The sequence below is a fragment of the Oxalobacter paeniformigenes genome (genome assembly GCF_027158465.1).
In the GTDB taxonomy this organism is placed as follows: Bacteria; Pseudomonadota; Gammaproteobacteria; order Burkholderiales; family Burkholderiaceae_D; genus Oxalobacter; species Oxalobacter paeniformigenes.
Genome location: NZ_JAMKYL010000001.1, coordinates 65,176 through 78,678, shown reverse-complemented (window position 1 = coordinate 78,678; position 13,503 = coordinate 65,176). Strand labels below are relative to the sequence as shown.

The following is a 13,503-nucleotide window of genomic DNA, read 5'->3' as shown; positions in this document are numbered from 1 at the left end:
ATTTATCGACATGACCCAAAAGGTATCATCCATGACAGGCAGTTCGCTGTTTACCGTCACCGCGCCGTCCGGTGCGGGAAAATCATCGCTGCTCGCAGCGCTGATCCGCAATGACCCGACACTGCGTTTGTCCATATCCCACACGACCCGTCCTCCACGCCCAGGAGAAGAAAACGGCCGCGAATATCACTTCACGACCGTCGACGATTTCAGGAAACGGCTTGACGCAGACGAATTTCTCGAATACGCCATCGTTCACGGAAACTACTATGGCACATCGAAACTGTCCGTTCTCGACCAGATCGGTGCAGGTCATGACACCTTGCTGGAAATCGACTGGCAGGGTGCGCGACAAATCCGTCGCCTGTTTCCCGAAACGGTCAGCATTTTCATCTTGCCGCCATCGATCGCGGCACTGGAACACCGCCTCAACAAGCGTGGACAGGACTCTCCCGAAATCATCCGGCAACGTATCGAGGCGGCCGACGAAGAAATCCGGCATGCCTGCGAAGCCGATTATGTTATCATCAACACCGATTTCGATCTGGCTTTGTCGAAACTGGCTGCTATCGTCGAAACGGCACGCTGCCGGACAGCACTGCAGGCCGTCCGCAACCGTGAATTGTTTTCACAGTTCGGCATCGTTTTCCCCGACAGTCACTAGGTCGGCATTCCGATCTGTTTTGAAAGAATAAAAATGGCACGTATTACGATTGAAGATTGCTTGAAAGAAATTCCCAACCGCTTCGAACTGACGCTGTGCGCGACTTACCGTGCACGGCAGTTGCTGCAGGGACACACTCCCAAAGTCGAAGCCAAGGATAAAATGACGGTTTTGGCATTGCGCGAAATCGCTGCTGGTAAAATTGGTCTTGAAATGCTGAAAAAGGTGCCGAGCTAAACGCTGGTATTCCTGTAAGCCCCAAGAGGGCGCGTTTTGCCGGGTGGTCATCTCATTCACAAGACTGAGGGAGCGATTATGATGTCAACCGAAACCGCACTATCCACCGATCAGGCTCAACATACCATCGCTGATCCAGCCACGCTGCCTGCCCTGCCGCAGGAAGGCGGGGATGTGATCGTACCTGCTTTTTCCAGACCGAAAGTCGTCACTTTTTCCCACCTGGCGCAAAAACTGGAAAAATACATTTCGCCGGCCGACATGAAGCGGATTCTGGAAGCCTTCCGTTTTGCCGACGAAAAGCATCTGGGACAGATTCGCAAGTCCGGCGAGCCCTATATCTCCCATCCGTTGGCAGTCGCCGAAATCTGCGCCGACTGGAAACTCGATGCACAGGCCATCATGGCAGCTCTTCTGCATGATGTGGTCGAGGATCAAGGGGTTACGCTGGAAGAACTGATAGAACGCTTCGGCGCGCCGGTCGCTGCCATGGTGGACGGGCTGTCGAAACTGGAAAAACTCCAGTTCAAGACACATGTGGACGCTCAGGGCGAAAACTTCCGCAAAATGCTGCTTGCCATGGCACGTGATGTACGCGTCATCCTGATCAAGCTGGCCGACCGTTTGCACAACATGCGGACACTGGACGTGATGAACCGTCCCAAACGCTACCGTATCGCACGCGAAACGATGGAAGTCTATGTTCCCATCGCGCACCGCCTCGGGATCAACAACCTCTATCGTGAAATGCAGGATCTGGCATTTCACAACATGTATCCGTTCCGCTACGAGACCCTTTCCAAGGCCATCAAATCTTCACGCGGCAATCGCAGGACACTGATCGGAAAAGTGCACGATGCCGTCAGCAGCGCGTTGGAAAAAAACGGCATTCATGCAGAAATATACGGACGAGAAAAAACCCTGTACGGTATTTATCGCAAAATGCGCAACCAGAATCTGTCATTTTCCCAGGTTCTGGATATTTACGGATTCCGCATTGTCGTCGACACCCTTGCGCAGTGCTACATGACGCTTGGCATACTCCATGCGCTCTACAAACCTATTCCTGGCAAGGTGCAGGACTATATCGCCATCCCGAAACTGAACAATTACCAGTCCCTGCATACCAGCCTGGTCGGTCCTTACGGCACTCCGGTCGAATTCCAGATCAGAACCCATGAAATGCATCATGTCGCCGAAACCGGTGTGGCGGCACACTGGCTGTACAAGACGGAAAACGAAACGCTGACCGATCTGCAAAAACACAGTCTCGGCTGGCTCCAGTCCCTGCTGGACATCCAGCAACAGACCGGCAATTCCGCCGAATTCATCGAACACGTCAAGGTTGACCTGTTTCCGGATTCGGTCTATGTGTTCACACCGAAGGCCAAGATCATCGCACTGCCGCGTGCGGCCACCGCACTGGATTTCGCCTATAACATCCATTCCGATATCGGTGACCATACTGCTTCGGTCAAGATCAACAACAGCGTGGTACCGCTCCGAACCGAGCTGCAAAACGGCGACATCGTCGAAATCATCACCTCGCCGAATGCCCATCCGACCCCCTCATGGCTGGAATTTGTCCGTACAGGCAAGGCGCGTTCGCGTATCAGAAGCTATCTGCGTTCCATCAATCTGGCCGATTCGATCAAACTGGGACAACGTCTGCTGCAACAATCCCTCAAATCCATCCATCTTGACGAGGCCGGCATCCCGAAACCGGTATTCGACAAACTGTTATACGAGACCGGCGCAAAAACGATGGACGATATCTATGCCGATATCGGTACCGGCAAACGACTGGCTGTCCTTGTCGCACGCCGCATCGCCAGCCTGATCGATGAAATCAGCCGCAAACATGGCAACTCCGTCAAGGATGAAGAACCGCAAAAAATCGAACCGGTCATCATCTACGGCAGTGAAGGGATCAATGTCCAGCTGGCGACATGCTGCCTGCCGATTCCTGGCGATACCATCATCGGCGAACTCAACATGACACGCGGTCTCGTCGTCCACAACGCCGAATGCCAGCAGGCCAAAAAACTGATCGCACGCGAACCGGACAAGTGGATCAATGTCGATTGGGGAGAAGATCTCAATCGCAGTTTCGACTGCTACCTGCGTGTTCTGGTTGTGGAGGAAAAAGGAATATTGGCCCGCGTTACCGCCGAAATCAGCGGATCGGATGCCAACATCACCGCTGTCGAAATGGAAACGCAAGGAGAGTTCAACCTGCTGAAATTCACGGTACAGGTCGAAAACCGGATACATCTGGCCCGCTTGCTCCGCCGCGTCCGGCATGTTCCGGGTGTGAAGAAAATCGGCCGGGATCGTATCTGAGAAACGACCCCGGCGACAAGAAATCAACTCAGTGTCACTCTGGCAAATTTGCGTTTGCCGACCTGAACGACGAATGTACCGGCCTGGAGTTTCAGGCCACGGTCGCTCACCTGAGTGCTGTCGACACGAACCCCCCCCTGATCGACCAGTCTCAAGGCTTCCGACGTGGAAGCGCACAGGCCCGCCTGTTTCAGCAACTGCCCGATCCCCAAGGGTGCCCCCGAGAGCGAAACCGAAGGAATATCGTCCGGTATGCCGCCACGCGAACGCGCGACGAAATCTTCCAGCGCCGCATCGGCAACCGCCTTCGAATGGAAACGGGTGACGATTTCCTTGCCCAGTTCGACCTTGACGTCCCGCGGATTACGTCCATTGGCGACTTCTTCTTTCAGACGGGCGATTTCCTGAATGGAACGGAACGACAGCAAATCGTAATACCGCCACATCATTTCGTCGGAAATGCTCATCAGTTTCCCGAACATGACATTGCCGGGTTCGGTAATCCCGACGTAATTGCCTTTGGATTTGGACATTTTTTCCACACCGTCCAGCCCTTCCAGCAGCGGCATGGTCAGAATGCATTGCGGTTCCTGTCCGTACAGGCGCTGAAGTTCGCGACCGACCAGCAAATTGAATTTCTGATCCGTTCCACCCAGCTCCAGATCGGATTTCAGCGCGACTGAATCGTATCCCTGCATCAGCGGATAGAGCAATTCATGCACGGAAATGGGATAACCGTTCTTGAAACGCTTGGCGAAATCGTCACGTTCCATAATCCGTGCCAGCGTATATTGCGATGCCAGCTGGATCATGCCACGTGCTCCCAGTTCGTCACTCCATTCGGAGTTGTAACGAATCTCCGTTTTTTCCGGATCAAGCACCAGACTTGCCTGAGCGAAATAAGTCATGGCATTTTCCTTGACCTGTTCACGGGTCAACGGTGGCCGTGTCACGTTGCGTCCGCTTGGATCGCCGATCATCGAAGTGAAATCGCCGATCAGAAAAATCACCACATGCCCCAGATCCTGAAGCTGGCGCATCTTGTTCAGGACAACGGTATGTCCAAGATGGAGATCCGGCGCCGTGGGATCCAGTCCCAGTTTGATTCGCAGCGGTTTGCCCGTCTTTTCGGAACGGGCAAGTTTCTGTGCAAATTCGGATTCGATCAACAGTTCGTCACAACCTCTCAGAGTAATTGCCATCGCTTCCTTGACAGCATCGGACAAGGGCAATTCCTCCACGGGTTCGGACGCGGAAATTTTTTCGTTCATTTGGCTTATTTACGACAGTTTGTATTGATATAATGCTTGCTTAGGCAATTTTGCCACAGGCCAATAACAAGAAAAGCATCCTGCGCAAAAAAGTCCATTCTAACTGATTGCAGCGACAAGAGGAATTTAATGCGATTTATCGACCGGGCGAAACGTGCCTTGCTGGGTACATCACAAAAAACACGCGTTGTCTCACTGGTTTCCCTCTGTTTCGCCTTTATCGCATTCGGTGCCGCCGCCGTTGCGCCGGGAACACCTCCTGATACCCGCGATATCGCTTTCCGCATGATCGAGGAAGAAATCACGCTCCCTTCGCTTGACAGGCAACTTGACCGGATCAGCAAGGAACAGCAGTTCTATACCCGTGAAGAACGTATTCGCGCAGGCGATTCCATCAATACCCTCTTTTCCCGTCTCGGCATCAACGACAAGGCAGCCGCCGATTTCATCCGTTCAGACGAACAGGCAAATGCCTTTTTGCACCTGAAAGCCGGTCAGGTCATCCATTCGCAAACCGACAATCGCGGACAACTTTACATGCTTTCCGCCACCTTGCCTGAACCCGGCGATCATTCCCATTCGACAAATATCGTCCTGACACGTACCGACTCGGGCTTTTCCGCTTTCCGTGAAACGGAACGTATGGAACGCACCGTTGAAATGCGCTCCGGTATCATCCAGTCATCCCTCTTCGCAGCAACAGATGCCGCCGGTGTACCGGATGCCGTCACACGCCAGTTCATCGAACTGTTTTCGACCGATATCAACTTCAATTCCGACCTCAAACGGGGAGACCGTTTCAATATCGTGTACGAAACGTTCTGGCAAAACGGCAAATTCCTGAAAACCGGCAATATTCTTGCCGCTGAGCTGACCAACGACGGAACGCCCTACCAGTCCATCTGGTTCGAGCGTCATCCCGGAAAAGGCGGATATTACGATTTCAATGGCAAATCGCAGAAAAAAGCCTTTCTCAAATATCCGCTGGAATTTTCACGCATGTCTTCCGGTTTCTCGATGCGTGTCCACCCTGTCACCGGCCAGGTTCGCCAGCACAAAGGTATCGACTTTGCCGCACCGACCGGCACACCCATCCGTGCTGCAGCCGATGGCGTCATCAATTTCTCGGGCTGGCAAAACGGTTACGGCAATTTCATCGTCCTCAAACACTGGGGTCCCTATTCGACGGCATACGGACACATGAGCCGGATCGCTGCCGGCATGACCAAAGGCAAGAAGGTCAATCAGGGCGATATCATCGGCTATGTCGGTTCCACCGGCATGAGTACCGGACCGCATTTGCATTACGAGTTCCGCGTCAACAATGTCCAGCAAAATCCGGCAACCGTGGATATGCCGAATGCACGCCCGTTGACCTCACGTGAAATGGTCCGTTTCAAAACGACGCTGGCCGGCATGAAACACCGCTTCGCGTTGATGGATGCCGCTTCCGCCACTCGCCAGCTCGCCTACAACCGGCATCGGCAGTAACCGCACGACAGACAGGATATGGCTTTGTTCATCGGCATGATGTCCGGCACCAGTCTTGATGGTGTCGATGGTATTCTGGTTTCGTTTCCGGACGATTATCGTGGCGGCGAACTGGATATTCTGGCATCAGCCCATATCCCTTTCGACCTTTCCCTGCGCCAACAACTGATGGCGCTGCAACTTTCGGGTGAAAACGAAATCGAACGTGAAGCGCTGGCTGCCAACAGACTGGCAACCCTGTATGCAGAAAATGTACTGAAACTGCTCGAAAAAAGCGGTCTGTCACGTCAGGATATCCGCGCTATCGGCGTTCATGGACAAACCATTCGTCATCGGCCTGATCTCGGATTCACACGGCAGACCAACAATCCCGCCTTGCTTGCCGAACTGACCGGCATCGACGTCGTCGCTGACTTCCGCAGCCGCGATATCGCGGCAGGCGGTCAGGGAGCACCACTGGTACCTGCTTTTCATCAGGCTGTATTCGGAGACGATACCGTTTGCAGAACCGTCGTCAATATCGGCGGCATCGCCAATATCAGCATCCTGGATCCCTCCGGGTTCGTATCGGGTTTTGATACCGGACCTGGCAACATGCTGCTCGACGCATGGATACAATCCTGCCAAAACCAGCCTTATGACACCGACGGTTTGTGGGGGAAAAGCGGCCGATATTCGGAAACGCTGCTGGATGCGATGCTCGCCGAACCGTTTTTCCGCCAGCTGCCGCCGAAAAGTACCGGACGAGATCTGTTCAATCCGGCATGGCTGCGAGACAAACTGTTCCAGTCGTCCATGGCCGACAAACTGTCACCGGAAGATGTGCAAGCCACGCTGGTCATGTTGACTGCGACTTCGATTGCGCGCGCCATTCACAATTACGCCCCCCAAACCCGACAGGTTTATGTTTGCGGCGGCGGTGCAAAAAACCGTTTTCTGATGGAAGTTCTCGAAAACAGATTGCTGGATGGCGGACATTCGATATCACTGGCCACAAGCGAAACGCTGGGTATCGACCCCATGCACGTCGAATCGCTGGCTTTTGCATGGCTGGCCTACCGTTTCACTCACAGGCGAACGGGCAATCTGCCATCGGTGACCGGTGCCGCTTCCGGCCGGATTCTGGGAGCGCTCTACCCGGCCTGAGCGAGCATCCGTTACAACCCAACCGCACTCACAGGTATCCACCCGTCAGGTATATCACATGATATTCTGCCGCATACGGTATTCCGGACAAGGTTTTCTCGTCCGTTGCAAAATCCGAACGATCCATGCTTTTCATCCAGCATGCATCCCATCCCCACACATTGGGCAGTCATGGACTTTGAATGACCGCCTCCCTGAACCTTGATTTTCCCGACGTATATCTTTCGTCTTCATCCCGGCAATATCCCTTAAAATATGACTTTTGACTGTTTCACCTGCTGTTTGCATCAACCACATACAAGGAAATTCGCATGATCGCCCTTTTGCAACGCGTCACGCAAGCCAGTGTTACTGTCGACCGGAAAATCATCGGCCAGATCGGTAAAGGACTGCTCATCCTTTTATGCGCCGAACGGGGAGATACCGAAAAAGAGGCTGACCAATTGCTCGGAAAATTGTTGAACTACCGTGTTTTTTCCGACGAAAACGGCAAGATGAATCTTTCTGTCACAACGACCGGTGGCAGTATGCTGATCGTTCCCCAGTTCACACTGGCTGCAGATACACGTTCCGGCACCCGTCCGTCTTTTTCACCGGCTGCCCCGCCCGACATCGGCAAAAAACTGTTCGATTATTTTGTGGAAAAAGCACGTGGCAAACTCGACGTCATCCAGACCGGACAGTTCGGCGCCGATATGCAGGTCTCCCTGACAAACGACGGCCCGGTTACATTCTGGCTGGATACATCCGGTCGAAAAACACAGGCATCCCATCCGTAAAGAGGCTGTGAAAACCGCCGGTATCTGGCAAAATAACGCTATTGTTTTCATTTACTTTTCAGGAGCCGTCATGAAAATCTGGAGCGATTCTTTTAAGGACGGGGCGAAAATCCCGGCACCGTTGGCGTTTTGCAAAATCGATGCTGGCACGCATGCCGCCATGTCAGACAACCGTAATCCGCATCTGGCATGGAGCGATCTGCCTGAAAACACCCGTTCTCTCGTGGTGATCTGCCATGACTACGATGTCCCGTCACGTGGCGACGACGTCAATCAGGAAGGCAAAACCGTTCCGGCAGATCTGCCGCGTGTGGATTTCTATCACTGGGTACTGGTCGATCTCCCTGCGAACCTGACCTCGATCGCCGAAGGAGAATTCTCCAGCGGTATTACGGCAAGAGGCAAAAACGGCCCTGACGCCCTTCACGGTGCAAGACAGGGCATCAACGACTATACGGCATGGTTTGCCGGCGACAAGGATATGGAAGGCGACTACTACGGTTACGACGGCCCTTGCCCGCCATGGAACGACGCCATCCCGCACCATTATGTCTTCACACTGTATGCGCTGGATACCGACAAGCTCGCCGTTACCGGACGTTTCACCGGTCAGGATGTCATGGCCGCCATGCAAGGCCATATTCTCGGAAAAGCCAGCATCACCGGTGTCTATTCCCTGAATCCGGCAGTCGCATCCACACTTTGAGACTTCAAGTGAACCAGCCTACCGACATTCTCATCATCCGGCATGGCCAAACAGCCTGGAACCAGCTCAAACGTTTGCAGGGACACAGCGATATCCCGCTCAACGAAAAAGGCCGGCTGCAGGCCGTCACGCTTGCCGGAATCCTGCGCGACGAGCCACTGGATGCGATTTTTTCCAGCGACTTGCAACGTGCCTACCAGACAGCGCATGAAATCGCCCGTATGCACCATTTGCCGGTTCTGGCGGACAAAATGTTCCGCGAGCGCTGCTACGGAGCCTGCGAAGGCATGCGAGACGAAGAAATCCGCGATGCCTACCCGCAATCCTACGCGGCATGGTATGCCGCCGATCCCGACCATTTTTTTCCCGACGGCGAACGCAAAACCGAAAGTCCGCGCCAGTTCCATCATCGTGCCCTGAATGCCATCAAACATGCAGCGACGCGTTATGCCGGCAAGCGCATCGCGATCGTCACGCACTTCGGCGTCATCGAAACAGCATACCGCACCGCATGCGGCATCCCGCTCGGCACGCGTTGCAAAATGCCGGTTTTGAATACCAGCATCAACCGCTTCCGCTGGCATGACGGTACCTTGCAATTACTCCAATGGGGAGAAGCTTCCCATCTTGAAGAAGCCAAAAAACCGCCGGTCGACTATTACCAGCATTACTGATACATGCTCCCGCCGGTCTTGCCGGCATTTCACGGGTAACCTCTTTTCGTTTTGTTTCCATCATGCAAATCGGCCCCTATGCCCTTTCCAACAATCTCATCCTTGCACCGATGGCAGGCATCACTGACCGTCCATTCCGCCAATTGTGCAAACGGCTGGGCGCAGGCTATGCAGTATCCGAAATGGCAGCAGCCAACCCGATGTTGCGCGACACCCTCAAAAGCCGGAAACGGATCGTACATGCCGGCGAACAGGAACCGCGCGCCGTCCAGATCGTCGGTTCCGACCCGACCATCATGGCGGATGCCGCCCGTTACAACGTCGATCAGGGAGCGCAAATCATCGACATCAACATGGGATGCCCCGCGAAGAAGGTTTGCAACAACTGGTGCGGTTCAGCCCTTTTGCAAGACGAACGGCTGGTCGGCAAAATTCTCGATGCGGTCATACAAGCCGTTGACGTTCCCGTCACACTCAAATTCCGTACCGGCTGGGATCGCGACCATATCAATGCACCTGCCATCGCATCAATTGCGGAATCGGCCGGTATCGCCATGCTCACACTGCATGGACGCACCCGTGCCGACGGCTATCGGGGACATGCGGAATACGATACGATCGCCGAAGTAAAATCACGCGTATCCATTCCCGTCGTCGCCAATGGCGACATCGGTTCGCCGCACAAGGCAAAAGCCGTACTGGAATACACGAAAGCCGATGCCGTCATGATCGGACGCGCCGCGCAGGGAAATCCATGGATTTTTCGCGATATCGGCTGTTTTCTTGAACACGGCACCCTGCCTGATCAACCTTCATGGCGTGAAATCTGGCAGATTCTGCGTGAACACCTGATGGAACATTACGATTTTTACGGCGAGGCTATCGGCGTTCGCAATGCCCGAAAACATATCGGATGGTATGCACGGAATCTGCCAGACGGCGAACGACTGCGGCAAAAAACCAACATCGCCGTTACCTGTGAACAGCAAATAAATGAGATCGATCGCTTCTTTATATCTCTACTTGAACACGGTGAACGGGTACAATAACAATTTGTAATTCAGATTGACCGGCATGCCATACACGGCAGCCATTGGAAATGCAAGATGAGCAAAGAGCATATTCAGGATGTTATCCTGCAAAGCCTGCAGGAATACTTCGATGATCTCGACGGCCAGAAACCAACCGATGTCTATAACATGATTATGCGTACGGTTGAAAAACCTGTCCTGATGGCTGTCATGGCCCATGCCAAAAACAACCAGTCCCATGCAGCAGAAATGCTGGGCATCAACCGCAATACCCTGCGGAAAAAACTGCTGGAACACGGCCTTTTGTAACCAGCGCTCTCTTTTTACCTTTTATTGACTGCAATTTCTTCTATCATGACTCGATTTGCCCTGATCTCCGTCTCCGACAAAACAGGTATTGTCGATTTCGCCAGAGAACTGGCTTCCATGAACATGGTGATCCTCTCTACCGGCGGAACAGCAGAACTGCTTGAAAAAAACGGCGTACCCGTAACCGAAGTCGCCGACTACACCGGTTTTCCGGAAATGCTTGACGGCCGCGTCAAGACGCTGCACCCCAAGATTCATGGCGGCATTCTTGCAAGACGCGACTTGCCATCGCATATTTCCGCGATCGAACAACAGGGAATCCATACCATCGACATGGTCGTCGTCAACCTGTATCCGTTCCAGCAAACCATCGCCCGTGAAAACTGCACGCTGGAAGACGCTATCGAAAACATCGATATCGGCGGCCCTGCCATGCTGCGCTCCGCGGCGAAGAACTACCGCGATGTCGCCGTCGTCTGCGATCCATCCGACTATGGCGACATCATCGCCGAAATGAAAAAGAACGACGGTTCGCTTTCCATGGACACACGTTTCGAGCTGTCCAAGAAAACGTTCGCCCATACCGCACAGTACGACGGCGCGATCGCCAACTACATGTCCAGTCTGAAAGCGGACAAGAAGCACCAGAACCGCCAGACCTATCCGGAAATCCTGAACCTTCAATTCGAAAAAGTGCAGGATATGCGTTACGGTGAAAACCCGCACCAGTCCGCCGCTTTCTATCGTGAAAGAAACATCGCGCCAGGTACACTGGCCAGCTATCGTCAGCTGCAAGGCAAGGAACTGTCCTACAACAATATCAGCGATGCCGACGCCGCATGGGAATGCGTCAAGAATTTCAACGAACCTGCCTGTGTCATCATCAAACATGCCAATCCTTGCGGCGTCGCGACCGGCAAGGACTTGCTGGAAGCCTACAAAAAAGCGCTGCAAACCGATCCGGAAGCGGCATTTGGCGGCATCATCGCTTTCAATGGCGAACTTGATGCCCGTACTTCCGAAGAAGTCGCCAAACTGTTCGTCGAAGTATTGATCGCACCATCCTTTACCGAAGAAGCCAAGAGCATCTTCAACCGCAAGAAAAACCTGCGTCTGTTGCAGATCGCACTGGGAACCAATACCAATACATTCGACCTCAAACGCGTCGGCGGCGGCCTGCTCGTCCAGTCTCCCGACATCGTGGATATCATTGCAGGCGATCTGAAAGTCGTCACGAAAAAACAACCGACTCCCCAACAGATGCAAGACATGCTGTTCGCATCGAAAGTCGTCAAGTTCGTCAAATCGAACGCGATCGTCTTCTGCGGAAACGGCATGGCACTGGGCATCGGCGCCGGCCAGATGAGCCGTGTGGACGCTGCGCGTACTGCCACCATGAAAGCTGCCAACGCCGGGCTGTCCCTCAAAGGCTCCGTCGTCGCTTCGGACGCTTTCATTCCGTTCCGTGACGGCCTTGACATCGTCGCCAATGCCGGCGCGACTGCCGTTATCCAGCCAGGCGGTTCCGTCCGCGATCCCGAAGTGATCGCCGCCGCCGATGAACACGGCATCGCCATGGTCTTCACCTCGGTACGCCACTTCCGTCACTGACGGGAAACGGGGGTTTTCATGGCCGGCACATCCACATTGCCTGCAACAGGCACCGCCATGAAAATCCTCGGTATCGATCCAGGTCTGAGAACCACCGGTTTCGGTCTGATCCACAAACAGGGCATGACCCTGCGCTATATCGCATCCGGCACCGTCAAAACGCCATCTGATGCAAGCCTGCCGTTACGTCTGAAAACCATTTTCGACGGTGTCAGCGAAATCATCGCCCGATATCAACCCGACTGCGCAGCCATCGAAAAAGTTTTCGTCAATGTCAATCCGCAATCCACACTGCTTCTGGGACAAGCACGCGGTGCGGCTATCAGTGCGCTGGTTGCATCCGGACTGACCGTTCACGAATTCACGGCATTGCAGATCAAGCAAGCTGTCGTCGGACATGGCAAGGCACAAAAAAAACAGGTTCAGGAAATGGTACAACGCCTGCTGTCGCTTCCGGGAGCGCCCGCCAGCGATGCTGCCGACGCACTGGGCGCCGCCATCTGCCACGCGCATGGCTTCGATGCAGTACAGGCACTGGAAAAAGCCGCTGTACTCGGCAATCTGACGTCATTCCGTATCCGGCGCGGCAGACTTATCCGGTAATATACTTACGATTTCCCATTATCTGATTGCATAACATGATCGGTCGCATACACGGTATCCTGTTGCAGAAAAACCCGCCACAGCTGCTGGTTGACTGCCATGGCGTCGGTTACGAAATCGACGTCCCCATGAGCACGTTTTACAATCTTCCTGCCATCGGCGAAAAAGTCACGCTGTTTACCCACCTCGCTATCCGCGAGGACGCCCATATTCTGTACGGATTCGGCAACCTTGAGGAAAGAGCGTTGTTCCGTCAGCTGATCCGTATTACAGGCATCGGCGCACGAACCGCACTGGCACTTTTGTCCGGACTGTCCGTCACGGATATGGCTCAGGCTGTCGCCATGCAGGACACGTCACGACTGACGAGTATCCCCGGTATCGGCAAGAAAACCGCCGAACGGCTGTTGCTGGAACTGAAAGGAAAACTCGATAGCGGGACACTCGCCGCCGCCACACGCCCGTCACCTGACGATCCGCGCTCCGATATACAAAACGCCTTGCTGGCACTGGGTTATTCTGAAAAAGAAACGCTGCTCGCCATGAAACAGCTGCCGAACGACTGCAATGTGCCAGACGGTATTAAAATGGCCCTGAAAGCCTTGTCCAGAGGTTAGGCAACGACATACAACGGATTC

14 protein-coding genes are annotated in these 13,503 nt (G+C 53.9%); 13 read left to right on the top strand and 1 reads right to left on the bottom strand.

The window, feature by feature from the left end; translation table 11 throughout:
* Nucleotides 1–10 precede the first annotated feature (10 nt).
* The 3 genes from gmk (at nucleotide 11) to NAI64_RS00395 (ending at nucleotide 3,244) form a co-directional block, all read left to right on the top strand.
* Nucleotides 11–664: a guanylate kinase gene (gene gmk / locus NAI64_RS00405; RefSeq protein ID WP_269297957.1), complete on the top strand. Its 654-nt coding sequence runs from the start codon at nucleotides 11–13 to the stop codon at nucleotides 662–664.
* A 33-nt stretch (nucleotides 665–697) separates the two neighbouring features.
* A complete protein-coding gene (rpoZ, locus tag NAI64_RS00400) occupies nucleotides 698–901 on the top strand; it encodes a DNA-directed RNA polymerase subunit omega (protein WP_269265052.1) in 204 nt (67 codons plus the stop codon).
* A 78-nt stretch (nucleotides 902–979) separates the two neighbouring features.
* Nucleotides 980–3,244: a RelA/SpoT family protein gene (locus NAI64_RS00395; protein ID WP_407946898.1), complete on the top strand. Its 2,265-nt coding sequence runs from the start codon at nucleotides 980–982 to the stop codon at nucleotides 3,242–3,244.
* A gap of 23 nt (nucleotides 3,245–3,267) precedes the next feature.
* Here NAI64_RS00395 and tyrS read toward each other — a convergent pair whose 3' ends face one another.
* On the bottom strand, nucleotides 3,268–4,515 hold the full coding sequence (tyrS, locus tag NAI64_RS00390; RefSeq protein ID WP_269296717.1) for a tyrosine--tRNA ligase: 1,248 nt from the start codon (nucleotides 4,513–4,515) through the stop codon (nucleotides 3,268–3,270).
* A gap of 129 nt (nucleotides 4,516–4,644) precedes the next feature.
* Here tyrS and NAI64_RS00385 point away from each other — a divergent pair, with 129 nt between their 5' ends.
* From NAI64_RS00385 to ruvA, 10 genes are all read left to right on the top strand, one after another.
* Complete coding sequence (locus NAI64_RS00385) at nucleotides 4,645–6,006, top strand: M23 family metallopeptidase (protein WP_269296715.1); 1,362 nt, start codon at nucleotides 4,645–4,647, stop codon at nucleotides 6,004–6,006.
* 18 nt (nucleotides 6,007–6,024) lie between these two features.
* Nucleotides 6,025–7,152: an anhydro-N-acetylmuramic acid kinase gene (locus NAI64_RS00380; protein ID WP_269296714.1), complete on the top strand. Its 1,128-nt coding sequence runs from the start codon at nucleotides 6,025–6,027 to the stop codon at nucleotides 7,150–7,152.
* Nucleotides 7,153–7,463: 311 nt separating this feature from the next.
* Nucleotides 7,464–7,931 carry a D-aminoacyl-tRNA deacylase gene (gene dtd, locus NAI64_RS00375; RefSeq protein WP_269296713.1) on the top strand — a complete coding sequence of 156 codons (468 nt, stop codon included), beginning with the start codon at nucleotides 7,464–7,466 and terminating at the stop codon, nucleotides 7,929–7,931.
* A gap of 70 nt (nucleotides 7,932–8,001) precedes the next feature.
* Nucleotides 8,002–8,637: a YbhB/YbcL family Raf kinase inhibitor-like protein gene (locus tag NAI64_RS00370; protein WP_269296711.1), complete on the top strand. Its 636-nt coding sequence runs from the start codon at nucleotides 8,002–8,004 to the stop codon at nucleotides 8,635–8,637.
* Between the two features lie 8 nt (nucleotides 8,638–8,645).
* Nucleotides 8,646–9,311 (top strand): histidine phosphatase family protein, encoded by a 666-nt coding sequence (locus NAI64_RS00365; RefSeq protein WP_269296710.1) that lies wholly within the window; start codon nucleotides 8,646–8,648, stop codon nucleotides 9,309–9,311.
* 62 nt (nucleotides 9,312–9,373) lie between these two features.
* A complete protein-coding gene (gene dusB, locus NAI64_RS00360) occupies nucleotides 9,374–10,360 on the top strand; it encodes a tRNA dihydrouridine synthase DusB (protein WP_269296709.1) in 987 nt (328 codons plus the stop codon).
* 57 nt (nucleotides 10,361–10,417) lie between these two features.
* A complete protein-coding gene (locus NAI64_RS00355) occupies nucleotides 10,418–10,651 on the top strand; it encodes a Fis family transcriptional regulator (protein WP_269296707.1) in 234 nt (77 codons plus the stop codon).
* 45 nt (nucleotides 10,652–10,696) lie between these two features.
* Entirely contained in the window at nucleotides 10,697–12,262 is a 1,566-nt protein-coding gene (gene purH, locus NAI64_RS00350; protein ID WP_269296705.1) for a bifunctional phosphoribosylaminoimidazolecarboxamide formyltransferase/IMP cyclohydrolase, read from the top strand.
* A 57-nt stretch (nucleotides 12,263–12,319) separates the two neighbouring features.
* The gene (gene ruvC, locus NAI64_RS00345) at nucleotides 12,320–12,865 is read left to right on the top strand and encodes a crossover junction endodeoxyribonuclease RuvC (protein WP_269297954.1); all 546 of its coding nucleotides are present in this window, start codon (nucleotides 12,320–12,322) and stop codon (nucleotides 12,863–12,865) included.
* A 35-nt stretch (nucleotides 12,866–12,900) separates the two neighbouring features.
* Nucleotides 12,901–13,482, top strand: a complete 582-nt coding sequence (gene ruvA / locus NAI64_RS00340; protein WP_269296704.1) for a Holliday junction branch migration protein RuvA — start codon at nucleotides 12,901–12,903, stop codon at nucleotides 13,480–13,482.
* Nucleotides 13,483–13,503 lie beyond the last annotated feature (21 nt).

What these genes read in the sequence shown, in the direction of transcription:
- gmk (WP_269297957.1), top strand. Translation starts at nt 11, where the DNA reads ATGACCCAAAAGGTATCATCCATGACAGGCAGTTCGCTGTTTACCGTC.
- rpoZ (WP_269265052.1), top strand. Translation starts at nt 698, where the DNA reads ATGGCACGTATTACGATTGAAGATTGCTTGAAAGAAATTCCCAACCGC.
- NAI64_RS00395 (WP_407946898.1), top strand. Translation starts at nt 980, where the DNA reads ATGATGTCAACCGAAACCGCACTATCCACCGATCAGGCTCAACATACC.
- tyrS (WP_269296717.1), bottom strand. Translation starts at nt 4,515, where the DNA reads ATGAACGAAAAAATTTCCGCGTCCGAACCCGTGGAGGAATTGCCCTTG.
- NAI64_RS00385 (WP_269296715.1), top strand. Translation starts at nt 4,645, where the DNA reads ATGCGATTTATCGACCGGGCGAAACGTGCCTTGCTGGGTACATCACAA.
- NAI64_RS00380 (WP_269296714.1), top strand. Translation starts at nt 6,025, where the DNA reads ATGGCTTTGTTCATCGGCATGATGTCCGGCACCAGTCTTGATGGTGTC.
- dtd (WP_269296713.1), top strand. Translation starts at nt 7,464, where the DNA reads ATGATCGCCCTTTTGCAACGCGTCACGCAAGCCAGTGTTACTGTCGAC.
- NAI64_RS00370 (WP_269296711.1), top strand. Translation starts at nt 8,002, where the DNA reads ATGAAAATCTGGAGCGATTCTTTTAAGGACGGGGCGAAAATCCCGGCA.
- dusB (WP_269296709.1), top strand. Translation starts at nt 9,374, where the DNA reads ATGCAAATCGGCCCCTATGCCCTTTCCAACAATCTCATCCTTGCACCG.
- NAI64_RS00355 (WP_269296707.1), top strand. Translation starts at nt 10,418, where the DNA reads ATGAGCAAAGAGCATATTCAGGATGTTATCCTGCAAAGCCTGCAGGAA.
- purH (WP_269296705.1), top strand. Translation starts at nt 10,697, where the DNA reads ATGACTCGATTTGCCCTGATCTCCGTCTCCGACAAAACAGGTATTGTC.
- ruvC (WP_269297954.1), top strand. Translation starts at nt 12,320, where the DNA reads ATGAAAATCCTCGGTATCGATCCAGGTCTGAGAACCACCGGTTTCGGT.
- ruvA (WP_269296704.1), top strand. Translation starts at nt 12,901, where the DNA reads ATGATCGGTCGCATACACGGTATCCTGTTGCAGAAAAACCCGCCACAG.